General features: G+C 58.8%; 28 protein-coding genes. 17 read left to right on the top strand and 11 right to left on the bottom strand.

Translation table 11 applies throughout. The annotated features are described in order from the left end of the window. Nucleotide 1: 1 nt before the first annotated feature. The 5 genes from DCS96_RS08015 to DCS96_RS07995 form a co-directional block, all read right to left on the bottom strand. Complete coding sequence (locus tag DCS96_RS08015; protein WP_116473770.1) at nucleotides 2–850, bottom strand: nucleoside-specific channel-forming Tsx family protein; 849 nt, start codon at nucleotides 848–850, stop codon at nucleotides 2–4. A 141-nt stretch (nucleotides 851–991) separates the two neighbouring features. Beyond that, nucleotides 992–2,338 carry an AmpG family muropeptide MFS transporter gene (locus DCS96_RS08010; RefSeq protein WP_116473769.1) on the bottom strand — a complete coding sequence of 449 codons (1,347 nt, stop codon included), beginning with the start codon at nucleotides 2,336–2,338 and terminating at the stop codon, nucleotides 992–994. 11 nt (nucleotides 2,339–2,349) lie between these two features. Then, nucleotides 2,350–2,943 carry a peptidylprolyl isomerase gene (locus tag DCS96_RS08005; protein ID WP_116473768.1) on the bottom strand — a complete coding sequence of 198 codons (594 nt, stop codon included), beginning with the start codon at nucleotides 2,941–2,943 and terminating at the stop codon, nucleotides 2,350–2,352. Next, nucleotides 2,944–3,513, bottom strand: a complete 570-nt coding sequence (locus DCS96_RS08000) for a YajG family lipoprotein (RefSeq protein WP_116473767.1) — start codon at nucleotides 3,511–3,513, stop codon at nucleotides 2,944–2,946. It abuts the gene before it with no gap. Nucleotides 3,514–3,524: 11 nt separating this feature from the next. Beyond that, entirely contained in the window at nucleotides 3,525–4,661 is a 1,137-nt protein-coding gene (locus tag DCS96_RS07995) for a methyltransferase (protein ID WP_116474570.1), read from the bottom strand. Nucleotides 4,662–4,722: 61 nt separating this feature from the next. Here DCS96_RS07995 and DCS96_RS07990 point away from each other — a divergent pair, with 61 nt between their 5' ends. The 11 genes from DCS96_RS07990 (at nucleotide 4,723) to dinB (ending at nucleotide 14,422) form a co-directional block, all read left to right on the top strand. After that, complete coding sequence (locus tag DCS96_RS07990; RefSeq protein ID WP_116473766.1) at nucleotides 4,723–5,313, top strand: alpha-ketoglutarate-dependent dioxygenase AlkB family protein; 591 nt, start codon at nucleotides 4,723–4,725, stop codon at nucleotides 5,311–5,313. A gap of 12 nt (nucleotides 5,314–5,325) precedes the next feature. Further along, complete coding sequence (locus DCS96_RS07985) at nucleotides 5,326–5,637, top strand: BolA family protein (RefSeq protein ID WP_116473765.1); 312 nt, start codon at nucleotides 5,326–5,328, stop codon at nucleotides 5,635–5,637. Between the two features lie 389 nt (nucleotides 5,638–6,026). Continuing rightward, on the top strand, nucleotides 6,027–7,370 hold the full coding sequence (locus tag DCS96_RS07980; RefSeq protein WP_116473764.1) for a Na(+)-translocating NADH-quinone reductase subunit A: 1,344 nt from the start codon (nucleotides 6,027–6,029) through the stop codon (nucleotides 7,368–7,370). Between the two features lie 3 nt (nucleotides 7,371–7,373). After that, nucleotides 7,374–8,612: an NADH:ubiquinone reductase (Na(+)-transporting) subunit B gene (locus DCS96_RS07975; RefSeq protein ID WP_116473763.1), complete on the top strand. Its 1,239-nt coding sequence runs from the start codon at nucleotides 7,374–7,376 to the stop codon at nucleotides 8,610–8,612. Nucleotides 8,613–8,622: 10 nt separating this feature from the next. Further along, complete coding sequence (locus DCS96_RS07970) at nucleotides 8,623–9,375, top strand: Na(+)-translocating NADH-quinone reductase subunit C (protein ID WP_198649955.1); 753 nt, start codon at nucleotides 8,623–8,625, stop codon at nucleotides 9,373–9,375. Next, nucleotides 9,368–10,000, top strand: a complete 633-nt coding sequence (locus tag DCS96_RS07965) for an NADH:ubiquinone reductase (Na(+)-transporting) subunit D (RefSeq protein ID WP_116473761.1) — start codon at nucleotides 9,368–9,370, stop codon at nucleotides 9,998–10,000. Before DCS96_RS07970 ends, DCS96_RS07965 begins: the two co-directional genes overlap by 8 nt. Nucleotides 10,001–10,003: 3 nt before the next feature. Next, nucleotides 10,004–10,600: an NADH:ubiquinone reductase (Na(+)-transporting) subunit E gene (nqrE, locus tag DCS96_RS07960; protein ID WP_116473760.1), complete on the top strand. Its 597-nt coding sequence runs from the start codon at nucleotides 10,004–10,006 to the stop codon at nucleotides 10,598–10,600. 26 nt (nucleotides 10,601–10,626) lie between these two features. Beyond that, a complete protein-coding gene (nqrF, locus tag DCS96_RS07955) occupies nucleotides 10,627–11,850 on the top strand; it encodes an NADH:ubiquinone reductase (Na(+)-transporting) subunit F (RefSeq protein ID WP_116473759.1) in 1,224 nt (407 codons plus the stop codon). Nucleotides 11,851–11,856: 6 nt separating this feature from the next. Further along, entirely contained in the window at nucleotides 11,857–12,891 is a 1,035-nt protein-coding gene (locus tag DCS96_RS07950; RefSeq protein ID WP_116473758.1) for an FAD:protein FMN transferase, read from the top strand. Between the two features lies 1 nt (nucleotide 12,892). Then, nucleotides 12,893–13,117, top strand: a complete 225-nt coding sequence (nqrM, locus tag DCS96_RS07945; protein WP_116473757.1) for a (Na+)-NQR maturation NqrM — start codon at nucleotides 12,893–12,895, stop codon at nucleotides 13,115–13,117. Nucleotides 13,118–13,378: 261 nt separating this feature from the next. Then, complete coding sequence (gene dinB, locus DCS96_RS07940; protein WP_116473756.1) at nucleotides 13,379–14,422, top strand: DNA polymerase IV; 1,044 nt, start codon at nucleotides 13,379–13,381, stop codon at nucleotides 14,420–14,422. A 525-nt stretch (nucleotides 14,423–14,947) separates the two neighbouring features. On the opposite strand, the gene DCS96_RS07935 is transcribed toward dinB, so the two are convergent. Together DCS96_RS07935 and DCS96_RS07930 are read right to left on the bottom strand one after the other, a co-directional pair. Continuing rightward, nucleotides 14,948–15,277 (bottom strand): hypothetical protein, encoded by a 330-nt coding sequence (locus DCS96_RS07935; protein WP_116473755.1) that lies wholly within the window; start codon nucleotides 15,275–15,277, stop codon nucleotides 14,948–14,950. Nucleotides 15,278–15,372: 95 nt separating this feature from the next. Beyond that, nucleotides 15,373–16,833, bottom strand: coding sequence for an aminoacyl-histidine dipeptidase (locus tag DCS96_RS07930; protein WP_116473754.1), 1,461 nt, complete (start codon nucleotides 16,831–16,833; stop codon nucleotides 15,373–15,375). Between the two features lie 415 nt (nucleotides 16,834–17,248). On the opposite strand from DCS96_RS07930, the gene gpt reads away from it, so the two are divergent. From gpt to DCS96_RS07900, 6 genes are all read left to right on the top strand, one after another. Then, nucleotides 17,249–17,713 (top strand): xanthine phosphoribosyltransferase, encoded by a 465-nt coding sequence (gpt, locus tag DCS96_RS07925; protein WP_116473753.1) that lies wholly within the window; start codon nucleotides 17,249–17,251, stop codon nucleotides 17,711–17,713. Nucleotides 17,714–17,775: 62 nt separating this feature from the next. Next, entirely contained in the window at nucleotides 17,776–19,029 is a 1,254-nt protein-coding gene (gene frsA / locus DCS96_RS07920) for an esterase FrsA (RefSeq protein ID WP_116473752.1), read from the top strand. A 108-nt stretch (nucleotides 19,030–19,137) separates the two neighbouring features. After that, nucleotides 19,138–19,536 (top strand): sigma factor-binding protein Crl, encoded by a 399-nt coding sequence (crl, locus tag DCS96_RS07915; protein WP_116473751.1) that lies wholly within the window; start codon nucleotides 19,138–19,140, stop codon nucleotides 19,534–19,536. Between the two features lie 101 nt (nucleotides 19,537–19,637). Further along, entirely contained in the window at nucleotides 19,638–20,741 is a 1,104-nt protein-coding gene (gene proB / locus DCS96_RS07910) for a glutamate 5-kinase (RefSeq protein ID WP_116473750.1), read from the top strand. Between the two features lie 8 nt (nucleotides 20,742–20,749). Then, nucleotides 20,750–22,006: a glutamate-5-semialdehyde dehydrogenase gene (locus DCS96_RS07905; RefSeq protein WP_116473749.1), complete on the top strand. Its 1,257-nt coding sequence runs from the start codon at nucleotides 20,750–20,752 to the stop codon at nucleotides 22,004–22,006. Nucleotides 22,007–22,230: 224 nt separating this feature from the next. Continuing rightward, nucleotides 22,231–22,659: a TraR/DksA C4-type zinc finger protein gene (locus DCS96_RS07900; protein ID WP_116473748.1), complete on the top strand. Its 429-nt coding sequence runs from the start codon at nucleotides 22,231–22,233 to the stop codon at nucleotides 22,657–22,659. Between the two features lie 64 nt (nucleotides 22,660–22,723). On the opposite strand, the gene DCS96_RS07895 is transcribed toward DCS96_RS07900, so the two are convergent. The 4 genes from DCS96_RS07895 to DCS96_RS07880 are packed head-to-tail and all read right to left on the bottom strand — an operon-like array spanning nucleotide 22,724 to nucleotide 26,273. Then, nucleotides 22,724–23,203, bottom strand: coding sequence for a protein disulfide oxidoreductase (locus DCS96_RS07895; RefSeq protein ID WP_116473747.1), 480 nt, complete (start codon nucleotides 23,201–23,203; stop codon nucleotides 22,724–22,726). Beyond that, on the bottom strand, nucleotides 23,200–25,242 hold the full coding sequence (locus DCS96_RS07890; RefSeq protein ID WP_116473746.1) for a protein-disulfide reductase DsbD family protein: 2,043 nt from the start codon (nucleotides 25,240–25,242) through the stop codon (nucleotides 23,200–23,202). Before DCS96_RS07890 ends, DCS96_RS07895 begins: the two co-directional genes overlap by 4 nt. 54 nt (nucleotides 25,243–25,296) lie before the next feature. After that, on the bottom strand, nucleotides 25,297–25,689 hold the full coding sequence (locus tag DCS96_RS07885) for a hypothetical protein (RefSeq protein WP_116473745.1): 393 nt from the start codon (nucleotides 25,687–25,689) through the stop codon (nucleotides 25,297–25,299). Further along, complete coding sequence (locus DCS96_RS07880; protein ID WP_116473744.1) at nucleotides 25,671–26,273, bottom strand: LysE family translocator; 603 nt, start codon at nucleotides 26,271–26,273, stop codon at nucleotides 25,671–25,673. The genes DCS96_RS07885 and DCS96_RS07880 overlap by 19 nt, the downstream gene beginning before the upstream one ends. Between the last annotated feature and the right edge of the window lie 106 nt (nucleotides 26,274–26,379).

Genomic DNA, 26,379 nt, shown 5'->3' with positions numbered 1-26,379 from the left:
ATCAGAACTTGTAGGTCACCGAGAAATAGTGGCCGAGTCCCGAGGTGTCCTGATTGACACCGGTCGCGCCACTGCCGTCCTGGAAGAATGCCATGTTGTTGTATACCTTGGCGCCGTAACCTACCGCATAGCGCTCGGAGTGCCAGTAGATACCGTTGAACCATTCGAGGGAGTTGCTGGAGCGGCCGGCCATGCTGCCGACGGTATCGGCGCCGAATTTGTAGTCCAGGTAACCCTGGTAGGCGACAAAGCTGCCGTTTTCAAAGGTATGGAAGGGCTTGAACCAGTTGGTGGAAGCCATGTAGCCGTCGAATTTACCTTCATCCGGGGCCCCGTAGTTTTCCCTGACATAGCGGCCATAGAGGTTTACCCCCATCTTGCCGAACCAGGGTACCTGCACATCCGAGCCCAGGCCCACATAATGTTCAAACAGGCCACCGAAGGCACCGTTGTCGGCCACATTGGTGACGGTGGCGATATACAGTTCCTGTACCGGACCGAAGGACAAGTCGCGCTTGGTCAGGGCATCCAGTGACAGGCGCGGGGCAAACTTGAAGAAGAAGTTGTCCTTGCCGTTCAGATCATCGCCGCGGCTGTCGAAAATATCGAAGACATCCAGGTAGCCGTAGAGGTCAAACAGTCCGGAGCGGCCGCCGAACTCCATTTCCATATAGGTGTCTTCCTGATTACGGAAGGGCAGCTTGTTGTCGACGCTGCGCATCAGGTTGAACTGCAGCCATTTGTAGTCGTTTTTATGGATATCGTCGCTGTAATCGGCGGCGCTTGCGATCGGGGCGCCCAATGCGGTCAATAAAGCGGCGGCAACCGCAGGGGGGATCATCTTGGCCATCTGTCTCTTCCTCGTCGATTATTTGGGTTTTTCCCTAACCGTTACGTCGGGTTTACCTGGGGAGGCCGAGTCTAGGCAGGGCAAAAAATGGCGCAAGACCGCAAACGATTGCGCCATGTCAGTTTTGTGACAAGGGTGGCATTAGTGATTTTTGGGGGGAGGATTGAGGCGGGTCACCAGCCAGATCAGGATCAGTACCGGCATGCCGATTGCCGCGGAACCACAGAAGAAGCTGCCATAGCCAAACGTATCCACCACAACGCCGGAAAAACCGGCGATAAATTTGGGCAGAAGCATCATCACCGAGCTGAACAGGGCGTACTGAGTCGCGGAAAAGGCCACATTGGTCAGGCTGGACAGATAGGTGATAAAGGCCGCGGTGGCGATGCCGGCGCTCAGGTTGTCCACCGAGATGATCAGCGTCAGCAGCGGCACATGGGCACCGACCTGACTCATCAGGGCAAACAGCAGGTTGGTGCTGGCGGCGAGGAAGGCACCCAGCATCAGGATACGCAGGGTACCGAAACGGCTGACCATGAGTCCACCCAGCGCGGCCCCGACCAGGGTCATGATCACCCCGTAGACCTTGGTGACGGTGGCGATTTCCGATTTACTGAAGCCCATATCCACATAGAAGGGGTTGGCCATCACGCCCATCACCACATCCGCGATGCGGTAACTGGCGATCAACGCCAGGATCAGCAGCGCCTGCCATCCGAAACGACGGAAGAACTCGGCAAAGGGAGCGAACACTGCGCTTTCGATAAAGGCCAACAGGCTGGCCAGCGGGGCAGGGCAACCGCGATCAAGCAATGCCTGCCGGTGCTCGCTCTGGGCTTGTTGCTGGGCCGCCAGGTTGACCTCCGGCTCATGCAGCAGCAGGCAGGTGATAACTCCTACCAGCATGCAGGCCGCCATCACCAGGTAGGCCACCTTCCAACCGAGCGGATCATATCCCAGATCCGAGCCGGCCCAGGCGGCGATGGCCAGAGCTCCGGCTCCGGCCAGTATCATGGCCAGCCGGTAGCCGGTCATGTAGGCGGCGGCCAGCGCGCCTTGCAGCCGTTCAGGGGCGGACTCGATGCGATAGGCATCGATGACGATATCCTGGGTGGCGGAGGCAAAAGCGACGGCCAGCGCGCATAACACCAGGCTGTAAATCTGGGTGCCGGGATCCGAGTAGGCCATACCGGCCAGCGCTGCCATAATGGTTAGCTGGGATACCAGCATCCAGCTGCGGCGTCGGCCCAGCCGGTGTGACAGCCAGGGCAGTGGCAGACGATCAACCAGCGGCGACCACAGCCACTTGACGCCATAAGCCAGGGCTACCCAGCTGAAAAAGCCGATGCTGGTGCGGCTGACCCCGGCTTCCCTCAGCCAGAATGATAGGGTACCGAACACCAGCAGCAGCGGCAGCCCGGAGGAAAAACCCAGGGCAAACAGGATCAGCACCCGGCGTTCGGCGTAAATCGACAGGCTTTGCCGCATGCCGGTGAGGGTCAGGGTTTTGATACCGGCTCCGAGGTCATGGTGCCTCCTGCCTGCTCACTCAGGCGGCGAGCCTCGAGCAGGGTGATCGGCTCGTCGGGCACATCCCGGGCGCGTAGCTGCATATTCATGCCGGTGGGTACCCTGGCCATGCGCGTCAGGACGTCCTGGCCCGCGGTGACCCGGCCGAACACCGTATAACCGGGGCTGCGACCGCCGTCCAGGGACAGGTTGTCGGCCAGGTTGATATAAAACTGGCGGGTCGCGCTGTGGGGATCCTGGGTGCGGGCCATGGCGATGGTGCCGGTCCGGTTGGAGAGGCCATTATCGGATTCATTTTCGATGGGCGCATAGCTGGGCAGGGCTGAATACCCGCTGTCATAGCCACCGCCCTGTACCACAAACCCGGGGATCAGCCGGTGGAACAGGCTGTTGTTGTAGCTGCCGTCATCCACATAGCGTAAAAAGTTGGCGACGGTGAGTGGTGCTGCCTGCTCATTCAGCTCCAGCTGCAGGGTACCATGACTGGTGACCAGCTCGACCCTGGGGCCGGCCAGAACGGGCGTGGCCAGCAGGCAGCCGAGTAACAGAAGAAAGGCTTTCATTTATCCCCCATTGATAAAGTTTTGTACATCCCGATCGGCAAGCACGTCCTGCACCAGCAGTGACAGCTGCTTGTTTAGTGCTTCCTTGACCTTGTCCAGATCCGGGTGCAGGCGGCCGGGGAATTCTTGCTGGGCGCTGCGGCGATATTGCTTGGTCAGGCGCTGGCCGTTGCGCTCCAGGGTTACCTGCATACGCAGCTGCTGTACCACATCGTAGCTGATATGGCCGCGGATCACCCGGGCCAGCACGTCCTGCAGCTCCAGTTCCATGCGGGTATTGGCATTGTTCTCAAGATACAGACCCTGGGTACTCAGCCCCTGGGCCAGCTTCTGCTCCATTTGCGCGCGCAGGTTGTTGCTGGCGCCGACCACGACCGGGGATTTGTCCTTTTGCTCAATCTGAATAATATAATCGTTGGCCCTGTTGTCCCGGCTGCTCAGGCTGACCGCCTGACCCCGGTAGACGCCGCCGCCGGCCTGGACCGAGGGACTCACATCGACGGCGATAGGGTAGTAACTGGCACAGGCGCTCAGACCCAATGCCAGTACGGCACTCGCTAACCATTTCATTACATTATTCCTTATGTATTTTTAATGGCCTTCAGGATAACGAATTTCCGGTTGGAAGCCACTACCCTCTGGTTGCCAAAGAGCCGCTTTAGCTTCTGGTGATAGTCCAGGTGGCGATTGGCAACCAGCAAAAGTTCACCGCCACGCCTCAAGACCCGCTTGGAATCGACGAACATCTGCCAGGCAATATGGTCGGTGATCGCCTGTTGCTGATGAAAAGGCGGGTTGCACAGCACCAGATCCGCCTCATCAGGCCCCATTCCTTCGAGACAGTTGTTGACCATAAACTGGCTGCGGGCCAGGGCATCGGGCAGGTTATGGCTGACGTTGAGACGGGCGCTGGCCACCGCCATATAGGACTCATCGACAAAGGTGACCCTTGCCTGGGGATTGCGCGCCAGCGCCATCAGGCCGAGTACGCCGTTGCCGCAGCCCAGATCGATGATACGGTCGGGCCGGTTGCCGGGAATATGGTCCAGCATAAAGCGCGCGCCCACATCCAGACTGCCCCGGGAAAATACATTGGCCAGGTTATGGATGGTAAAGTCGGTGCCCTCCAGCGGCCAGCACTGGACTTCGGGCGCGGGGGAGGGCACCTTGCCCATATCCGGCTCTGCGAAGATCAGCCGGGCCTTTTTCCAGGCCAGGCTGGTATGGGTCGGGCCTATGTAACGCTCGAACAGCTTGAGCGTTGAGCTGTGCACATCGCGGGCCTTGGCGCCGGCGATGATACGGGTAGCGGGTCCCATTACCCGGCTCAGGGCAGCCAGCTGATGTTCCAGCATGGCGTTGATCTTGGGCAGCTTGAGCAGTACCAGTCCCGGTGCCTGGGGCCACTCTTCCAGGCTGTTCAGACACTGCCAGTCGGCGCTAATATGGTTGTCACGGGCATTGTGCTCCAGGGCCAGCTCCGAGACCCGGGAGTCGAGCAGGGTACAGGGGCGGTAACGATGCAGTGCCAGGGTTAGGGCGCCGAATGCGTCATTAACGATGACCAGCGGCGCCGAACTGTCCCATTCCTGGGTGGCCAGTTGCTGGATAAGGTATTCATCCGCCGCCTCCCACGCCTGCAGGCCGTGATCGGTGAATCTGGGGTAGCGGTGCAAGACCAGCTCGCCGCCCTGGGGCAGAGGAAAGTGATGGTTCATAACAGGAACATAATCCAAGATGGCAAAGGCCCATTTTAACAGTTGGCAGGAGAAAAGCAGCATGAGCCTGTGGTCGTCCGAGCCCGAGTGGCTTTCCCTACCCCAAGGGCGTCTGCTGTGGTGTCCGACGCTGTTCCGGGACGAAGCGGATAGCTGGTTTGGGCGGCTGGAAACCGAGGTGCCCTGGCAACAGCACCGGTTGCGCCTGTTCGGTAAAATACACGACGAGCCCCGACTGTCATGCTGGATGGGGGAGCTGCCCTACCGTTATTCGGGGCAGCTGCGACAGCCTGTGCCCTGGACACCCACGGTGCAGGCCATTCGTGAGCGGGTGATTGATATCTGTCGCCAGGAATTCAACGGCGTACTGCTCAACCTCTACCGCCATGGTCGGGACAGCATGGGCTGGCATGCGGACGATGAGCCCGAACTGGGCCAAAATCCCGTGATTGCCTCGGTCAGCCTGGGAGCCACCCGGCGCTTCCTGCTGCGTCATCGTCACAGCGACCAGCGCCGGGTGTTGGAGCTGGGCCATGGCAGCCTGCTGGTGATGGCGGGAGAAATGCAGCATCATTGGCAACATGCGTTACCCAAGACCACTTCGGCGACTGGTCGGCGCATCAACCTGACCTTTCGTACCGTTATTCATTGATAGGAAGCAAGCATGTCAATACAGACCACCATTGAGCAGAAAGTCAGCGAAGCCTTTTCCCCCGAGCATATGGAGGTGATTAACGAGAGCTATATGCACAGGGTCGCACCCGGCTCGGAAACCCATTTCAAGCTGCTGGTGGTCAGCAGCCAATTTGAGGGGCAGCGGTTGCTGGCTCGCCACCGGGCGGTCAACCAGCTGCTGGCAGACGAACTGGCCGGTGGTGTGCACGCCCTGGCGCTGCATACCCTGACCCCGGCCGAGTGGCAGGCCAGGGGCGGGGTGCCGCAGAGTCCGGCCTGTCGCGGTGGCTCATCGAGCTGACCGAAGGAGTCAAGCCGTTACGCATTTTGTTTACAATTCACCCGATTTGCCTGTATTAAAAATTTGTAGCTTTGTTGACAGGACAATATCCGCGTGTGACTGCGACTAAAGCCTGATATTCGCTTGGAGATCAGGCTGTTAATCTGGTCTGGCGGGCGTTGCCGGTGCAGGCTTTTAGTACCGGAGCCTGCAATTTTTAGCAATTGCCATGGCAGGGGCGCTTTTAAAAGTGCTAGAATTACGCGCCTTTTATATCGGGCTGGATGTTACCGGGCTGTAGTCATACTGTTGTCAACACGATAGAGGCAAGCCGGTAGCGACTCATCAGCATGTTGTCATGTCTGTCATGGCAAGTACCTGTCTTCCCCTAACAAGTAGTGCAAGTGAGTATGATTACAATTAAAAAAGGACTGGACCTCCCGATCGCCGGGGCCCCAGAGCAAGTAATCTACGATGGCCCTGCCATCAAACGTGTTGCTACGCTGGGTGAGGAGTATGTGGGAATGCGCCCTACCATGTATGTCAAGGTAGAGGATCGCGTCAAGAAAGGTCAGGTTATCTTCGAAGACAAGAAGAATCCGGGCGTTAAATTCACAGCTCCCGCCGCAGGTCAGATCGTCGAGATCAACCGCGGTGCCAAACGCGTATTACAATCCGTTGTTATCGCCGTCGATGACAGCGAAGAGCAGATTACTTTTACTCAATATACTTCCGCTGATCTGGCCAAGCTGGATCGGGAAACCGTGCAAGAGCAGCTGGTTGAATCCGGTCTCTGGACCGCCCTGCGTACCCGCCCTTACAGCAAGGTGCCGGCCCTGGGCTCAACCCCCCACTCTATCTTTGTCACTGCCATGGACAGCAATCCCCTGTCCGCCAATGCAGAGCTGATCATCAAGGAAAATGCGCAAGCCTTTACCGATGGCCTGACTGCCTTGAGCCGCCTGACTGATGGCCAGGTGCATGTCTGCAAGGGGGAGGGCAGTCTGCCTCAGGCCCAGCTGACCAGTGTCAAGGAACATGTCTTCGTGGGTGTGCATCCCGCCGGTTTACCGGGAACTCATATTCACTTTATCGACCCTATCGTTCCGGGCAAGGTCGTATGGCACATCAATTACCAGGATGTGATCGCCGTCGGCAAGCTGTTCACCACCGGTGAGCTGTATACCGATCGGGTAGTTGCCCTGGGCGGTCCCGTGGTGCAGAAGCCGCGTCTGCTGCGTACTCGCATCGGCGCTTCCCTGGAAGCCTTGACCGCCGGCGAGCTGCAAAACGGTGAAAACCGTATCATCTCCGGCTCAGTGCTGTCCGGTACCAATGCCGAAGGCCCCTATGCCTATCTGGGTCGTTACCACCTGCAGGTCTCCGTGCTGGCCGAGGGACGGGAAAAAGAATTCATGGGCTGGATTGCACCCGGTGCCAACAAGTTTTCCGTGACCCGTGCCTTCCTGAGCCAGTTCACCAAGGGCAAGTTGTTCGATCTGACGACGTCCACCAACGGCTCTGCTCGTGCCATGGTACCCATTGGAAACTATGAGCGGGTTATGCCGCTGGATATCCTGCCCACCCTGCTGCTGCGTGACCTGTTGTCCAACGACACCGACAGTGCCCAGACCATGGGCTGCCTGGAACTGGATGAAGAAGATCTGGCGCTCTGTACCTATGTGTGTCCGGGTAAGTATGACTACGGTCCTGTCTTGCGTAGCTGTTTGACCAAGATTGAGCTAGAGGGCTAAGTAATGAGTTTGAAAGACACTCTGGAAAAGCTCGAACACCATTTCGAGCCGGGTGGTAAATACGAAAAGTTTTACGCCCTTTATGAGGCCGTTGCAACCGTGCTCTATACCCCGGGCATGGTAACGCGCAATGCTTCTCACGTTCGTGACAGCATCGACCTCAAGCGCATCATGATCATGGTGTGGATGGCGACCTTCCCTGCCATGTTCTTCGGCATGTACAATACCGGCGGCCAGACCATAGGCGCACTGGTCAACATGTATTCTCCCGCGGAAATCGCGGCGCTGGCCGATGACAACTGGCGTTATGGCCTGGCTCAGACCCTGGGGGCAACCCTGGGCGAAGGCGCTGGCTGGGGCAGCAAGCTGCTGCTGGGCGCCATGTATTTCCTGCCTATCTACCTGACAGTGTTCGTGGTCGGCGGTTTCTGGGAAGTGCTGTTTGCCTCCGTGCGCAAGCATGAAGTCAACGAGGGCTTCTTCGTGACTTCCGTGCTGTTTGCGCTGATCGTGCCCGCCACCCTGCCCCTGTGGCAGGCGGCCCTGGGGATTACCTTCGGGGTGGTGATGGCCAAGGAAATCTTCGGCGGTACCGGCAAGAACTTCCTCAACCCGGCCTTGGCCGGCCGGGCCTTCCTGTTCTTTGCCTATCCGGCAGAGATCTCCGGTGACTCGGTATGGACTGCGGTCGACGGCTTCTCCGGCGCCACTGCCCTGGGCCAGTGGGCCAGCGGCGGTCAGGCGGCCTTGCTGAGCGCCAACACCGGCGAAGCGATCAGCTGGATGGATGCCTTTATCGGCAACATTCAGGGCTCCATGGGTGAAGTTTCCACCCTGGCTATCCTGCTGGGCGGCCTGTTCATCATCTATCTGGGCATTGCCTCTTGGCGTATTGTGGGTGGCGTGATGATCGGCATGGTGGCCACCGCAACCCTGTTCAACGTGATCGGTTCCGATACCAACGCCATGTTCTCCATGCCCTGGCACTGGCATCTGGTGCTGGGCGGGTTCGCTTTCGGCATGATGTTTATGGCCACCGACCCTGTGTCTGCTTCCTTTACCGACAAGGGTAAATGGTGGTACGGCGCGTTGATCGGCGTCATGGTGGTACTGATCCGTGTGGCCAACCCCGCCTTCCCCGAAGGCATGATGCTGGCCATTCTGTTCGCCAACCTGTTCGCTCCCTTGTTCGACCACTTTGTGGTGCAGGCTAATATCAAACGGAGGCTGGCCCGTGGCTAAGAAAGAAACAATGGGTAGAACCTTTGCGGTGATCGGCGGCTTATGCCTGGTCTGTTCTATCGTGGTATCCGTTGCCGCCGTCGGCCTCAAGCCGATACAGCAGAAAAACCAGGCACTGGACGTGCAGACCAATATCGTCGATGTCGCCGGCCTGGGTCGCAGTAACGTCGCCGAAAACTATGACCGCTTTATCGATGCCCGTCTGGTCGAGTTGGCCAGCGGCGAGCTCACCGAGCAGTCCGCCGACGGCTACAACCAGCGTGCCGCCGCCAAGGATCCTGCCGCCAGCATCAGTCTGAGTGGCGATGAAGATCCGGCCGGTATCCGCCGTCGTGCCAACCTGGCGCCGGTGTACCTGGCGAATGACGAAAACGGTGAGCTGGACAGCATTATCCTGCCGGTACACGGCCAGGGGCTGTGGTCTACCATGTACGCCTTTGTGGCGGTGGCGCCTGATGGCAACACCATCAAGGGCATCACCTACTATGAGCAGGGTGAAACTCCCGGCCTGGGTGGTGAAGTGGAAAATCCGGCCTGGCGTGCCCAGTTTGTCGGCAAGAAACTGTTTGACGAAAACGGTCAGCCGGCACTGAAGGTGGTCAAGGGCGGTGCGCCTGAAGGTGCGCCTTCCAGTGTCGACGGCCTGTCCGGCGCCACCCTGACTTCCGATGGTGTGCAGAAGACCTTTGAGTTCTGGCTGGGTCCTAAAGGTTTTGGTCCTTTCCTGGCCAAGGTTCGTGAAGGAGAGCTGAACAATGGCTGATAAAGCTGAAATGAAAAAGGTGCTGTTCGGGCCCATTATCGGCACCAACCCCATCGCCCTGCAGGTGCTGGGAATATGCTCGGCCCTGGCGGTGACTTCACAGATGCAGACCGCATTTGTTATGTCGCTGGCGGTGATTGCGGTAACAGCGTTTTCCAACCTGTTTATCTCACTGATCCGCAACCAGATCCCCAACTCGGTACGGATTATTGGTCAGATGGCGATCATCGCCTCCCTGGTTATCGTGGTGGATCAGATCCTCAAGGCCTATGCCTATGACATCTCCAAGCAGTTGTCGGTGTTCGTCGGCCTGATCATCACCAACTGTATCGTGATGGGCCGCGCCGAAGCCTATGCCATGAAGAGTCCGCCACTGATGTCGTTCCTCGACGGTATCGGCAATGGCCTCGGCTATGGCCTGATCCTGATGGTCGTGGCCACCGTGCGTGAACTCCTGGGTTCCGGTACCTGGTTCGGCATCGAGATCCTGCCGCTTATCAAGAATGGTGGCTGGTATCAGGCCAACGGCCTGCTGCTGCTGCCGCCCAGTGCCTTCTTTATTATTGGCCTGTTTATCTGGATTCTGCGCACCTACCGTCCGGAGCAGGTGGAGGCGAAGGAGTAAAGCATGGAACATTTTCTGAGTTTGTTTATTCGCGCCGTCTTTATCGAAAACCTGGCGCTGGCCTTCTTCCTGGGGATGTGTACCTTCCTGGCGGTTTCCAAGAAGGTCAAGACCTCGTTCGGTCTGGGGGTTGCGGTGACAGTGGTACTGACCATTTCGGTACCCGTCAATAACCTTATCTACAACTTCATCCTTAAGGATGGGGCTCTGGCCGAAGGGATTGATCTGAGCTTCCTGAACTTCATCACCTTTATCGGGGTGATCGCGGCGCTGGTTCAGATACTGGAAATGACCCTGGACAAGTTTTTCCCGGCGCTGTACAACGCGCTCGGCATCTTCTTGCCCCTGATCACCGTAAACTGCGCCATTTTCGGTGGCGTGTCGTTCATGGTGCAGCGGGACTACAATTTCGCCGAGTCCATTGTCTATGGCTTCGGCTCCGGCATCGGCTGGATGCTGGCGATTGTGGCCCTGGCCGGTTTGCGTGAGAAGATGAAGTACTCGGATGTACCGGACGGTTTGCGTGGACTGGGTATTACCTTCGTCTCCGCCGGCCTGATGGCCCTTGGCTTTATGTCTTTCTCTGGCATTTCTCTGTAAACCCAGTGACGGTAAAGGAACAATAGATGGAAATCATTCTAGGCGTGGTCATGTTCACCGTGATCGTGCTGGTCCTGGTAAGCATTATCCTGTTTGCCAAGTCCAGGCTGGTTGCGGAAGGGGATGTGACTATCAGCATCAACGACGATCCTGAAAAGGCGATCACCACGGGGGCCGGCGGCAAGCTGCTGGGCGCCCTGGCGGCCAACGGTATCTTCGTCTCTTCTGCCTGTGGTGGCGGTGGCTCCTGTGGTCAGTGCCGGGTACGTATCCTGGAAGGCGGCGGTGAAATCCTGCCGACCGAGCAGGATCATATCTCCAAGCGCGAAGCCCGCCACGGCGAGCGCCTGTCTTGCCAGGTCAACGTCAAGCAGGACATGAAGATCGAGTTGCCGGAAGAAGTGTTCGGCATCAAGAAGTGGGACTGTGAAGTTATCTCCAACGATAACAAGGCCACCTTCATCAAGGAACTCAAGCTGAAGATCCCCAATGGCGAAAGCGTGCCTTTCCGTGCCGGTGGTTATATTCAGATTGAAGCGCCGCCCCATCACGTCAAGTATAAAGACTTTGATGTGCCCGAGGAGTACCGGGAAGACTGGGACAAGTTCAAAATCTTTGATCTGGAGTCCAAGGTCGACGAGGAGACCATCCGTGCCTACTCCATGGCCAACTATCCGGAAGAAGAAGGCATCATCATGCTTAACGTGCGGATTGCCACTCCGCCGCCCAGCAACTGGACTGCCCCTCCCGGCAAGATGTCTTCTTACATCTGGTCGCTGAAACCGGGTGACAAGGCCACTATTTCCGGTCCCTTCGGTGAATTCTTCGCCAAGGAAACCGACGCCGAGATGGTATTCATCGGCGGCGGTGCCGGTATGGCGCCGATGCGTTCCCATATCTTCGACCAGCTCAAGCGTCTGAACTCCAAGCGCAAGATCAGCTTCTGGTATGGTGCCCGCTCCAAGCGCGAAATGTTCTATGTGGAAGACTTCGATGGTCTGCAGGAACAGTGCGACAACTTCCAGTGGCATGTGGCGCTCTCCGATCCTCAGCCCGATGACAACTGGACCGGTTACACCGGCTTTATCCACAATGTGCTGTATGAAAACTATCTGCGGGATCACGATGCGCCCGAAGATTGTGAATACTACATGTGTGGTCCGCCCGTGATGAACGCCGCCGTGATCAATATGCTCAAGGAATTGGGTGTAGAAGATGACAATATCCTGCTGGATGACTTTGGTGGTTAATCGCTGATGGTATCGCGTGTAACTAAATGGCTGGCCCTCTCGGGGCTGGCCTTTTTATTGGCGGCCTGTCAGCCGCCGGCAACGGAGTCGTCGGTATTGCACCTGACCGGCGAGACCATGGGCACCTATTATTCGGTGAAGCTGGTGGGTGCCGATGAGGCACTGGCCGTGTCTCTGCAGGCGGAGATCGACCGCCGCCTGGAGCGTGTCAACGACCAGATGTCCACCTACCGGCCGGACTCCGAGCTGAGTCGCTTCAACCTCCACCCGCTGCCGACACCTTTCCCGGTATCGACTGATACCGCCAGGGTGGTCACGGCGGCATTGCAGCTGGGGCGGCTGACAGACGGCGCCCTGGATGTAACGGTGGGACCTTTGGTCAACCTGTGGGGGTTCGGTCCCGATGCCCGGCCGATCCGCATTCCTTCCCCCGAGCAACTTCAGCAGATCCGCGCTCTGACCGGTTTGCAGCATCTGCAGGTCCGGGTGACGGCAGAAGGCGAGTTCCTGCATAAACAGCTGCCGGAACTGTATGTGGATCTGTCGGCCATCGCCAAGGGCTTTGGCGTGGACCTGGTGTCCGAGTATCTGGCTGAAGAAGGGCTGACTGATCATCTGGTCGAGATCGGCGGAGAGCTGCGGGTCAGCGGTCACAATGCCCAGGGGCAGCCCTGGCGGATTGCGGTGGAAAAACCGGGTCCGGGTGCCGGTTCGGTACAGCAGGTGATCGCCATTGGCAATAACAGCGTGGCGACCTCCGGCGACTATCGTAATTATTACGAGCTCGATGGGCAGCGGCTGTCGCATACCCTGGATCCGGCTACCGGTCATCCCATTACCCATAGCCTGGCCTCGGTGACAGTGGTGCACCCATCCTGTATGATGGCGGATGGTCTGGCAACGGCGCTGACGGTGATGGGAACCGAGCGGGCCCTGGCATTCGCGGAAGCGAACCGGCTGGCGGTCTATCTGCTCACCAAGACCGATGATGGTTTTAGGGTGGACATGTCCAGTGCCTTCAAGAAGTATTTAAGAGGTTGATATGTTGTATTTTTTCATTACCTTTGGGGTGTTTTCCCTGGTGATCTTCGCGATGGCAATCGGCTATATCGTGCAGCGCAAGTCCATCTCCGGCTCCTGTGGCGGCCTGGGCTCGATCGGTGTCGAGAAGGCCTGTGACTGCCCGGACCCTTGTGATAACCGCAAGAAGAAAATGGCCAAGGAAGAAGCCAGGCGCAAGATGCTGGAAGAAAACCGCATCATCTAACAGCAGCTGTCAGCCGTAAGCTTGAAGCCATAAGCCGCTCTGAGTGGTTTATGGCCCTGGCACACGGCTTTTAACATTGTTTGGCCTGTTGCCTAAGCCGGCTGGGCCTATGTTACAGCTCTCGCATGAACTGCTGTCGATGAGGTTGCGCCAACGAAAGTATGGTCTATGCTTTTGGGCTTCCCGCTTCCCGCTTCCCGCTTCCCGCTTGTGCTGATTTAGGCTAACATCTGGATACTGTGTATTTATCCAGCCAGAGCCGTGCGCAAGATCATTCATATCGATATGGACTGTTTCTTTGCCGCCGTCGAGATGCGTGACCACCCGGAATGGCAAGAAATTCCCCTGGCCATCGGCGGCAGTGTCAGCCGGCGCGGAGTGATTGCCACCTGCAACTATCCGGCGAGAGCCTACGGGGTCCGCTCGGCCATGCCCAGTCACCGGGCATTGCAACAGTGCCCGCACCTGTTGTTGATACCGGGCAATATGGCATTGTATAAAGCCGTGTCCGCTCAGCTGCGTGAGATCTTTCAACGCTATACTCCCCTGGTCGAACCCCTGTCTCTGGACGAGGCCTATCTGGATGTGACCGACAGCCCCCTGTTTCGGGGCAGCGCCACCCGTATCGCCGAGGATATTCGCCGTACCATCCGGGATGAGCTGCAGCTGACGGCCTCCGCCGGCGTGGCCCCCAACAAGTTCCTGGCCAAGATAGCCTCGGAAGAAAACAAGCCCGATGGCTTGTTCGTGCTTCCGCCGGAGGCAGTCGCCGATTTCCTGTACCGGTTACCCTTGGCCAGGATCCCCGGTGTAGGCCGGAAAACCACCGAAAAGTTGGCGGCCCTGGGCCTGGACACCTGCGGCCAGCTGCCCGATTTCGGTGAAGCCGCGCTGGTGCAGCACTTCGGCAAGTTTGGTCAATCACTCTGGCAGCGTTGTCAGGGCAGGGACGAGCGGCCGGTGCAGGTAGAGCGGATCAGGAAGTCGGTGGGGGTGGAAACCACTCTTGCAGCCGATATTTACGGTGAGGCGGAAGGGGAGACGGTGCTGGCGAAGCTATGGCCGGATCTGCTGCATCGACTGGCTGAACGGCCAATCAAGGGACTCTGTATCAAGCTGAAGTTTTCTGACTTTCAACAAACCACTCTGTCCCGACGCAGTATTGAGCCGGACTGGCAACAGGCCCGGATCTTGCTGGAGCAAGCCTGGTCCCGTCGTCGGGGACGGGGAGTGCGCCTGGTGGGTATCAGTGTGGAGCTGGGAGAACACCGGCACACCGAGCAGCTCAGTTTGGACTGGCACTGATTGGGTTCACCGCGCAGTACAGCCTCGGTGCAATTAATACGCAGCAAGGGAGACCCTAAACAATCATTCCTGATATTGCTGCATCGCGCGGGCATGGAACACAGGCACGCCGTGAACCCGCCCCTGGAAGCGCCATCATGGCTGGGATGGTGGGAATACCGGAACGCCAGGAGCCCTTGCTGGCCCTGGTGCAGAGGGTCTGCTCGGCAAGGCCTGCTCGCTCTCCTGCCTGATCTGCTATTCGCAACAGCGATTTAGTCGGTCAGGCTGTCGTCAGTGCCGCTCAGTTGTTCCTGATTGGGAGACAGGTTGCCGGTCGTGGCCTTTTCTTGGTTTTTATGTACCGTGTGTTGCAGGGAATGTGTCGAGGTGACACCCAGGTAGCTTGCGCTCAGTGCCAGGAATGAGGTGATGGAAGAGGAACTGATCTCTGTTCTCCTTTTTTATTGGATTTGACTGGCGCATATTCTAGCATGAACGGGTGAAACTTTGAAGTTCGTCACATATTGGTGCGATAAGGACTGCTCAAGGATTTAAATGATCCTCTTCCACAATCTGCCAGCCCTGGTTATTGCCGGTACTGACCGGTGGCGCCTGGACATTATTTGATGGTGGCAGCTGAACAGCCGGTGCGGCCCGGCCCGGTTCGATGGCGGGACTGTCTCGGCCATCATTGAGTTGCTGACTTTGGGTCCCGGTGGGAATATTGCGCTGATCATTCTGAATACCGGGTGCCAGCTTGCGGGTCTCGTCCAGCAGTTCACGGCCAAAGCTGACCGCCTTATTGAGCAGGTTGTCAGCCAGTACCGGAGCAGACAGCAGGCCCAGCAATAGACAGAGGGGAGAAAGTTTCATCTGATTATCCTTTCAAGCAAATCTGTCCTGAGCATACGACAAATCGGCCCAATTAAACATGCTGTCTCCCGTCCATCTGTCTGACTCTGGCGCGCCTAGCGGCGCGGTGTCTGGTGCAGTACCCGGGTCAGCAGCAGCCAGAAGCGCTCTACCGCCTTGATATGTACCCGTTCATCGGGGGAATGAGCACCCTGGATGGTGGGTCCGAAGGACACCATGTCCCAGTCGGGGTAGCTGGCCTTGAACAGTCCGCATTCCAGACCGGCATGGATTACCTTGACCGCCGGCAGGGCCCCGAAAATTTCCTTATGGGTATCCAGCACCAGTTTCATGATCGGTGAGTCGGGATCCGGCTGCCAGCCGGGATAGGCACCATCAAACTGGCAATCGGCACCGGCCAGACGAAACACCGCTGCCGTCATTTCGGCCACCCGATCCCGGCCCCTGTCATCGAGGGAACGGATCAGACATTGCACAAAGATACGCTCTTGCTCGGTTTTGATCACCCCCAGGTTGGTCGAGGTAGCAATGGTCTCGGCCATGGTTCGGCTGGTGGCGATCACGCCATGTGGGCAGGCCAAGAGCGCATCCAGCAGGCGTTGTTGCAGCTGCGGTGTCATGATGCGCCCAGGCAGTTCCGGCTCGGCCGTCAGGCTCAGGCGTATGAAATCATCCACCCCGGCAAACTCGGTGCTGAACTGCTGTTGCCACTGTTCGAGCAGGTGATGCAGGCACGCCAGGTGTTCAGGCGCCAGGGTGATGGTGGCCCAGGCCTCACGGGAAATGGCATTGCGCAGGGTGCCGCCGTGCAGCTCGGCCAGGCCGAATTCCAGTTGCTGGCCGAGCGCGTGCAATACCTCGGTCAGCAGCTTGTTGGCATTGGCCCGCCCCTGGTGAATATTGATGCCCGAATGGCCGCCGCGCAGTCCGGTGATGGCCAGCCGCCAGGCCTGATGTCGCCGGTCGGGGCTGACCGCCACATAGGGCAGGCTGATATTGGCGTCGATGCCGCCGGCACAGCCCATATAAACATCGCCATCCTGCTCGGAGTCGGTATTGAGCAGTATTTCACCTTGCAGCAGGCCGGGTTCAAGGCCGAATGCCCCTGTCATGCCGCTTTCTTCGTCTATGGTCAGCAGCACTTCCAGCGGCCCGTGTTCCACATGTCGATCGGCGAGTACCGCCAGGCAGGCCGCCAGACCGATACCGTTATCCGCTCCCAGGGTGGTGCCGCGGGCCCTGACCCAGTCGCCATCCACATAGGGCTGGATAGGATCCCGGGTGAAGTCATGCCGGGTATCCGCATTGGCCTGAGGCACCATGTCCATGTGAGCCTGCAGTATCACCCCCTTGCAATCCTCCATGCCTGCGGTGGCCGGCTTTCTGATAATAAGGTTACCGACCCCGTCCTGCGTGACCGCCAACTTCCGGTCCCGGGCCCACTGCTCAATCCACTGACGCAGGGCGGCTTCATGGCGGGAAGGGTGGGGAATACTGCAGATGGTCTCGAAGAATTGCCAAAGCAAAGATGGTGATAACTGACTGATGCTGGCCATGGAATACCCTCTGGAGTTTGATCGCTTGGTAGGTAGCCATATTATCCCAACATTCTTGTTAAGGCTCGGATCGAAGGGTACATATCACAATAAGTTGCAGGTCTGTGACCTTGCGCTGGATTGCAGAACAGCATTGGAGTTACAAGCCAACTGACTGGCTGATGACTGGCTGATGACTGGCTGTTGGCCGAAAGGCGAAGAATGAACGGGATAATCCGTGACAGGGCGTCCCCTAATAAACCTGAAACGCTGGTCAAGGTTGAACTCACTCTTTATAATGCGGCCACTAAAATCCGTGGGCGTCTGACATCGGGCAGGGCATCAGCCTTTTGTCCGGCTTTTCTTTATCTGGAAAATGTCGATACCAACGGCGCTATACTTTGACTCTGCATACCAACACCCAAAGGTTTTTTCTATGCCCAACAAATTCGTGGTTACCTGGGACTCTTTTCAGCGTGAAGCCCGGAAGCTGGCTCGCCGTCAGCTGCCCGCCAGCCAGTGGAAAGGCATCATCGCGGTAAGTCGCGGTGGCCTGGTCCCGGCAGCCATCATGGCGCGTGAACTGGGTATCCGCCATGTGGATACCATTTGTATTTCCAGTTATGACCATGATCATCAGCGGACCGATCTGCAGGTGTTGAAGCAGGTATCCGGCGATGGCGAGGGCTTTCTGGTGGTGGATGATCTGGTTGATACCGGTAACACCGCCAGGGTAATCCGTGAGCTGTACCCCAAGGCAAAATTTATTACCGTGTTTGCCAAGCCCAAGGGGGAGCCGCTGGTGGACGACTTCGAGGTGCGGGTGGGCCAGGATACCTGGATAGAGCAGCCCTGGGATATGAGCGTGACCTTCGTACCGCCCCTGTGTGAAGAAGAATAAGGTATCATCAAAAGGCTCCTCGGGAGCCTTTTGATTTTATGGCGGCTGGCAAGGGAGCACAGATGAGCGGAACATACGATAACCTGAGTGAGCGGCTGTTTACCCAGACAGCGCACCAGCCCGAGACCTCCACGATTTCATACCAGGGGGCCCGAGGGATGACGGAGGAGCCGCTGGCGCCTTATATCGATGGAGCCCACCTGTCGAGCTTTTACCGGCTGCAAAAGCGGGCTTTCTGGCGCTGGCAGGGTACCGACAGCATCGAAATCGAGGCGGCCCTGGCCCGAATGGCCGCCGCTCGGGGCCCGCGCAGTGCGGATCGCTGGCTCGATACGGTCACTGACTACAGACGCGGCAACTGGATTTTTGAATGGAGTCAGCTGGGCTCAGCCCGGCTGCAACAAGGCATGGCGCTGACCGCAACAGAGCCGGAGCAGGCCCGTCTTGCGTTTCTGGCGGCAGCCCGGTATTTCGCCTTGGCCAGTTATCCTCATCTCAAAGGCGATAGTCTCGGCCTGCAGGCACAACAGCTGGCGAATCAGGCCTACCGGCGGGCCGGGCAGCTGCAGCCGGTGCCGCTGAAAGAGCTGAAAGTCCCCTTCCACGGCAAGTGGGTCCAGGGGTACCTGCATCTGCCCCGGCTGGACAAGCCATGTCCCCTGGTGATTGTCAGCGGCAGCCTGGACAGTATCCAGCTTGATTTTCAGCGCTTCTATCAAGACTTCCTGGCCCCTGTTGGCATCGCCATGCTGACGGTGGATATGCCGGGGGTGGGCTATTCGGCCCATTGGCCGCTGGTACAAGACAGCAGCCGCCTGCATCAGGCAGTACTGGACTATGTGCCCAATATACCCTGGGTGGATGAACGCAGGGTGGCATTGCTGGGGGTCAGGATGGGCGGCAATGTGGTGGGGCGGCTGGCCTTTCTGGCGCCCTTCAAGCTGCGCACCGTGGTGAGTATTGCCGGGGCCGGCCATCGCTATTTTAGCGAGCAAGCGCGCTTTATGCAGACACCGCCCATGTTGCGGGATACTATCGCCAATCGTCTGGGTGCCCGCAGTAATGACTGGGAGCAACTGTTTTACCGCTGCCAGGAGTTCTCGTTAAAGAACCAGGGACTGCTGAGAAGCAGGACCACGGTGCCGATATTGAGCATCGGACACAAGCGGGACTTTATCTGCCCTGAGCAGGATACCCAGGCCCTGGCCGCCGCCAGCCGGGGCGGCAAGGCGCTGGTGCTGGACAAGTTACCGCTGTTCGATGTGTACGGGGTGGCGCTGCAGCAAGCCCGGGACTGGCTGTTGGCGCACTTCTGATGCCGACCTTATCGCCAGTTGTCCGACTTTTTAGGAAGATGCGTGGGGGCGCCCTTTACCCTTGGGCTAAAAAACGTTACATATAGGCTAGTTACCAGGGAGGCAGGCATGACTACAGAAAAGGCTACTCATCATCAACTGTTACGTAAACTGGCTGCTATCGGCCCTTACTTGCGCAGTGAGATGTCGGCTGAGTCTCGATATTTCTTTGATTGTCTGGCCGTCTGTGCCAGCGCCAAGGCGGCACCCGAACTACGGGAGTTCTGGGGCTGGTGGATGATCTTGACGATGAAAACGGAAGATACCTTTGAATTCCACTATACCCTGGGCTTCTATGATGCGGCCGGTGAGTGGAAACCCCAGGCAGTGCCGAAGAAACATCAGGATGAAGTGGTTCGGACCCTGCGAGAGTTTTATGAGAAACTGGGACTGTGTCTGGACGGGCTTGGCCTGAAGGTGGTGCCGTCACCGGCCCTGGGAGAGAGCCACCTGCTCAGCGCGGCATAATGCGCGCACGGACGAACACTTAAACACCACAAGCGTCTTTTGATATTTCTTTTTGCCGGCTGTGCCGGCATTGCTGTTATTAAGGAGCCGAAGGGCGTTCCATGAAAGGCAAAACCATAGTTGTTAAACTGGGCACCAGCGTACTTACGGGGGGCACCCGCCATTTGGACCGGGCGCATATGGTGGAGCTGGTGCGACAGTGTGCCAGTCTGCACAGGGCCGGCCACAGGATCATCGTGGTCACCTCGGCGGCCATCGCCGCCGGGCGGGAACACCTGGGCTTTCCCGAGCTGGCCAGCACCATGGCCAATAAACAGATGCTGGCGGCGGTGGGGCAGACCCAGTTGATCCAGAGCTGGCAGGCCTTGTTTAATATTTATGGTCTGCATGTGGGGCAGATATTGCTGACCCGTGCGGATCTGGAAGATCGGGAACGTTACCTCAACGCCAGGGACTCCCTGCGGGCCTTGCTCGATCACCGTATCATCCCGGTCATCAACGAAAACGACGCTGTGGCCACCAATGAGATCAAGGTGGGCGACAACGATAACCTGTCGGCCCGCGCCGCCATCCTTGCCAATGCGGATCTGCTGATCCTGCTGACCGATCAAAAGGGCCTGTTTACCGCCGATCCCCGCCATGATCCCAAGGCGCAGTTGATTGAAGAGGTGCAGACCATCGACGATACCCTGCGCAAGCTGGCCGGCGGTAGTATCAGCGGCCTGGGCACCGGCGGCATGGCCACCAAGCTGCAGGCGGCCGATGTAGCCCGGCGGGCCGGTGTCGATGTGGTGATTGCCACCGGGCAGATGCCGGAAGTTATCGGTCGGTTGGCCAAGGGCGAACGGATCGGTACCCGGTTTCCGGCCCTGGCGACGCCCCTGGAAAGCCGCAAGCGCTGGATCCTGGCCGGGCCGCCTCCCCATGGCGAGATCCATATCGACGGCGGCGCCGTCAGTGCGGTCAGGGACAAGGGCTCGAGCCTGTTGCCCAAAGGCATAGTGAAGGTAGACGGACGTTTCCGTCGAGGAGAGGCGGTTCGTATCGTCAATCCGGAAGGCCGCGAACTGGCACGGGGCATCTGTCGTTACGACGCCCTCGATTTGAACCGGATTAAAGGCCAACACTCGGAACACATCGAAACCCTGTTAGGGTATGGTTACGGTAGTGTGGCCATTCACAGAGACGACTTGGTGCTCTTGTAGGAGACAAGATGAATTTAGAACAGATGGGTAAGGCGGCCCAGGACGCCGCTTATGTCTTGGCTGAAACCGCGACCCGGGTAAAGAACGGTGCCTTGCTGGCCATGGCCGATGCGCTGGAGGCCAATGCCTCGCGGATCCTGGCCGCCAACGAGCAGGATCTGAGCGCCGCCCGGGAGAAGGGCATGGCGGAAGCCATGCTCGACCGCTTGATGTTGAACCCGGCTCGCCTGAAGGCCATTGCCGATGATGTTCGCAATGTGGTGTCGTTACAGGATCCGGTCGGCAGCGAGCTGGAGTCCCGGGTGCTGGAAAACGGTATGCGCCTGTCCCGTCGGCGGGTGCCGCTGGGCGTGGTGGGGGTGATTTATGAAGCCAGGCCCAATGTTACCATCGATATCGCCGCCCTGTGCCTGAAAACCGGCAATGCCAGTATCTTGCGCGGCGGTCGGGAAACCTTCCATACCAATCAGCAGCTGGTCGAGGTGATCCAGCAGGCCCTGGCGGTGAGCGAATTACCTGCGGGCTGTGTGCAATATATCAGCGAGCCGGGACGGGAGTGGGTCAGCGGCCTGCTCAAGCTGGATCGTTATGTGGACATGATCATCCCGCGGGGCGGCCCCGGCCTGCACCAGTTGTGCAAGGAGCAGGCGACCATACCGGTAATCATCGGTGGATTCGGTATTAGCCATACCTTTGTCGACGCCAGCGCCGATTTGACCCGTGCTCTGGCGGTGGTAGACAATGCCAAGACCCACAGGCCCAGCGCCTGCAATGCCCTGGACACGCTGCTGGTGCACCGGGATATTGCAACGGAATTTTTACCGCGGCTGAGTGCGACCATGGCGGCCAGAGGGGTGACACTGGTGGCGGACCAGGAGGCGCTGGCCCATCTGCAGCAAGGACCGGCCCAGGTCCGTGTTGCCGAGGCCGGTGATTTTGATACCGAGTGGTTGAGTCTGACCCTGGGGGTCAGGCTGGTGGCGGATGTCAATGAGGCTCTGGCCCATCTGCGCGCCTATAATGCCAGCCACTCCGATGCGATCCTGACTAATGACCTGGCCAGTGCCGAGCGTTTTATCAATGGCGCGCCGTCTGCGGCTGTGTACGTCAATGCGTCAACCCGTTTCACCGATGGCGCCCAGTTTGGTCTGGGGGCCGAGGTGGCGGTTTCTACCCAGAAGCTGCATGCCCGCGGCCCCATGGGGCTGGAGGAGCTGACCAGCTATAAGTGGATAGGTCAGGCCGATTATTTAATCCGTCAGTAACGCGTAATGCCGTTCCCTTGGGAAGGGGAAGGCCTTTCTGAACCAACAGCGATGACAGGTAGAAAAAGGCGTCTGCGTTTCGACCTGACATCCATGGCGGTTAGACGCCATCGCTGAGCACACAGGGAGGTGCCTGCTGCGTGTTGGCGCGGAGGCCTTTTCCTGCACCGTATCAACGGAGCGGCATTTGTCAGTAAGCGGGCTTTTTAAAGAGAGGTTTTGTTATGCCGTCCAAGTTGCTGGATGCCCTGTTGTTGGCGATGCCTTTGTCGCTCACCCTGGAGTCGTGGCGACAGCATCTGAAAACCCAGTTGCCTTATCCGGTGCAAGGGGCCAATACCCTGTTTATCGGCGAGCCCCCCCTGGCCATAGTGGATTTTCAACCCAACAAGGCCGAGGTGCTGCTGCCGGCAATCGAATGGCGTCACCATGATATCCAGACCGCCAAGCCACGGCTGCAAGGGGTGGTGGAGGAGCGCAACGGAAGCCTGGAACAGCTGATGGCGCTGGTGGATGATACCATTGCCTTTCGTCTGAAATCGTTTCGCGAGTGCGCCAGTTGCGGCAAGCGCTTTCCGCCTGAAATGCTGGGTTCTCTGGGTGGTGAACCCATCTGCCGGGATTGTATCAAGGGGCGGCGGGTGCTGTTTTGAAAGTCGGGATCGGGGAAAAGAGACTCGCTCCTGGCCCCAATCCTATATTACGAGTTCCTAAGCCCTAGTCCCCCAACCTCACCAGCCAGCGTCGCAGCATCATGCCCGGCAGAGTTGTAAAGCCGGTGGTGGCGAGTTTCAGCTGTCCTTTATGCACTACCATCAGGGTGGGGGTAACGCCAATGCCAAGGGTACGCGCCAGTCGGTTGTCTGCGTCGTTGATTACCTCAAAATCATGGCCTCTGGCTTGCATATAGGCGGCGACCCGGCGATCGTCGCCGGAGGCGATGGCGATGCTCATTACCGGACCGGGCACCAGGTCGACCATGGGTGAGACAAAGCGGCACACCCCACACCAGCTGGCCCACACATAAAGCAGTACCGGCTCCTTCTGGCTTTGGTCAGCCAGATCCACAGATTGGCCTTCCAACGTGATCAGTTCACCCAGCACGTCGGCCGAGGCGGGCAGATCCCGGCTGCGCCATAGATCCACCGCCGTCATTACCATCAGCACCAGCAGGCCGTAGCCGAGCAGGCGCCTCATCGGGCGGCATCCAGTGCTGACATCACCCGTTCTGTGGTGAGTAGTACTTCCAGCGCCTGGCCGTCGGGCGAGCCCGGGCCGAACACCTGGTTAAAGGGAATACCAGCCCGGCCGTGGGCGCGCAAATAGTCGGTCACCCTGCTGTCGGGTCGGGTCCAGTCCCCCCGCATTAGCAGCAGGTCTTCATCCTGCAGGGCGCTGTAAACCGGTTCCTGTAACAGCACACCTATTTTGTTGGCCTGACAGGTGATACACCAGTCGGCGGTAATATCGATAAATACCCGCTTGCCTTCGGCCACTTGCTGTTCGATGCGGCCGGCATCGAGCGGTTCCCAGGTGAGTTCATCCTTCACCGGGTTGACCCAGTAAGGCTGGGTCAGCAACGCCACCAAGCCACCTCCTGCCACCAGCAGGCTGCCGGCCGACAGACAGATCAGCAGGCCCTTGATGCCGTGGTGGCGGAGCGCGGACAACAGGGGCAATAGCAGCAGGATGGTTGCCAGCAGCAGGCTGGCGTTCAGGCCCAGATGCGGACTGAGCAATGACAGCAACCACAGGCTGGTGGCCAGCAGCATCAGGCCGAACAGGGCTTTAACCCACAGCATCCAGCGACCGGGCCTGGGCATGGCACGGGTCAGGCCGGGGAACAGCGCCAGCAGCAGCCAGGGCAGAGCCATGCCCAGCCCCAGACCGGTAAAGATGGCAAACAGTACCGGCGGGGAAGAGGCCAGCGCCACGGCCACGGCCGTACCCAGGAAGGGGGCGCTGCAGGGGGTCGCCAGCAGGGTGGCGAAGCTTCCCTGCAGCAGGTGCCCGGCATCCCCTCCATAGGAATGGGTTGCCAGCCAGGTATTCAGCCGATGGGGCAGCCGGATGGTAAACAGGCCCAGGAGGTTGAAGGCAAACAAGCTGGTTACCAGCAGCATAAAGGCGATAAAGCCCGGTTGCTGGAATTGTATTCCCCAGCCCAGGCTGGCTCCTGACCAGGTTAACAGGAGCATAAAGCCGGCCAGTCCCCAGAACGACAGCAGTATGCCGGTGGCAGATAGCAGCAGCGGGCGACGCACCTGCCGGGGGTGGCGGGTGCGGAGCAGCAGGCTGTTCAGTTTAAGCCCCAGTACCGGCAATACGCAGGGCATGATATTGAGGATAAGGCCGCCCAGCAAGGCATAGAGCAGGGCCTGGGCCAGGCTGAACGGCGGCTCGGCCGGGAGCACGGCGGCGGCCTCGACGGTGCCGGACAGCGCTTCGGCAAACCCCTGGTCGGCCACGGTGACGGTCAGCGACGCTCCGGCGAGGTTCAGTGCCTCGTCCCAGCTGCTGACGGTGAAACGGGCATTGAGCCGATCTCCGGACAGGGTTACCTGGGGCCGGGTAAACATACTGGTGTCCAGCTCATCGATGAATACCGCCGGCTGTTGCCAGTCCCGGGGGCCGATCAGGCTGAGCTGCAGCTGCTTGCGGGATTTGTCCCAGAGCAACCGCTCCAGGCTGACCAGCCGGGCCGGTCCGGGCACCTGGGCGAGGGCCTTTTGATAGGCATATTGCAGCGAGTCCATGATCTCGTCCGGCGTCAACGCCAGCTGCAACCGGTAATCGGTCAGCACGCAGATGGTGGTGCAGCTGGGCAGGGTAAGGGTCGCATTGAGGTGGATTGGCCGGTTCGGATCCTCGGGAGTCAACTGCAGTGGAAATGCCACCTCGCCCTGGTAGCCCTGGGTCTCGACCCCCAGCAGCATAAACCGCTCGGGGGTGGGCCATTGCCAGTTAACGGCGGCCAGGTTTTCCGAACCTTGCCAGTCGATGCGCGGCGCTATTCCGCCTTCTCCCGGCGAACGCCAATAGGTTTTCCAGTCATCATCCAGGGCGACTTCCAGCAAGGCCGGATAATGCCGGCTGGCAGCATCAAAGTGGCCGGCCTGGGACAGCCGGACCTGTACCGGCGGATGATCGGGGTTTTGCAGCCAGCCGGTGCTTTGAGCCTGTGTCGGGCCGGCGGACAGCAACAGCAGCAGGCCGCCGAGTAATATGTTAATCATGAATAGTCCTATTAAAAATCAATACGTTAAATATAAGTCGCAACGTATCGGAGGCTATTCTCTGAACACGCAGAAGAGCAGATGCCGCCTTCGTCGGGTGGCAAAACGCAGTGGGCTCGGGAAGTGGAAAAAGTAACGGGGCGGGAGCAGGAGCCAGAGCACCAACAGCAGTAACAGACCGATCAGGGGGATGTCCTGCAGCGACCAGTTCTTGAACAGCAGCTTGCCCGACAGATCACAGGGCTGGCCTGGTGTCGGTTGTTCGGCCTCGTCGCCAGTCAGGGACTCGGCCAGCTGCTCGGCGGAAAGGGTACCGCCGGTGGCCGGGCAGGCAAGCTGCAGCCCCATCCGCTGGCTCAGACAGATGCTCAGTACCATCAGTACCAGGATGAGGGTCAGCCCGGCCCGGCGACCTGCCGAGCGGCAGTTCAGCCCAGCGCCAACCATAATGCCACACCCAGCATCAGACTGCCGGCGATTCGATTCATTAATTGCACTTTGCCTTTTTGCAGCAATACCCGGCTCAGGGTTCGGCCGCCGCTGGCGTAGAGCAGCAGGCAGATAAATTCCAGGGAGAGGATAATGGCCACCAGGCTGATCAGCTGGCCGGCAAGCGGTGCTTGGCTGTCGATAAAGGGGGGCAGCAGGGCGATAAAAAACGCCCAGCCCTTGGGATTGGCGATGGCCGTGACAAAGCCCTGGCTTACCAAGGTGCCGGCGGGAATATGGCGCGGACCCAGATCAACCGGGCTCAGGGCCAGCTTGCCCTTGGAACGCCAAAGCTGGACCCCCAAATAGGCCAGATAGAGACCACCGCCATACTTCAGCAGCAGGAACAGCTGGGGATATTGCAGCATCAGGGCCGCAACCCCAATCACCGCCAGGCAGGCAACCAGGCCGACACCGGCCAGCTCGCCCAGCATCATCCACAGGGCTCGGCGTACGCCGACCGTCATGCCCAGCGACAACGCCAGTGTCATGCACATGCCAGGCGTGACAGAAACAAAGAAAAAGGTAGGGATAAATACCATTAGGATTGACGTGTTGATAGCACACCTGCCTTATTGACTAACCCGAGACCACACACAATGGCATATTGTAGGCTAATTGCCTAACAATATGCCATTGGTGATGCAG

Source organism: Zobellella maritima (assembly GCF_003075035.1).
GTDB lineage: Bacteria > Pseudomonadota > Gammaproteobacteria > Enterobacterales > Aeromonadaceae > Oceanimonas > Oceanimonas maritima.
The sequence above is the reverse complement of the archived record's forward strand: the minus strand, read 5'-3'. Positions and strand labels throughout refer to the sequence as shown.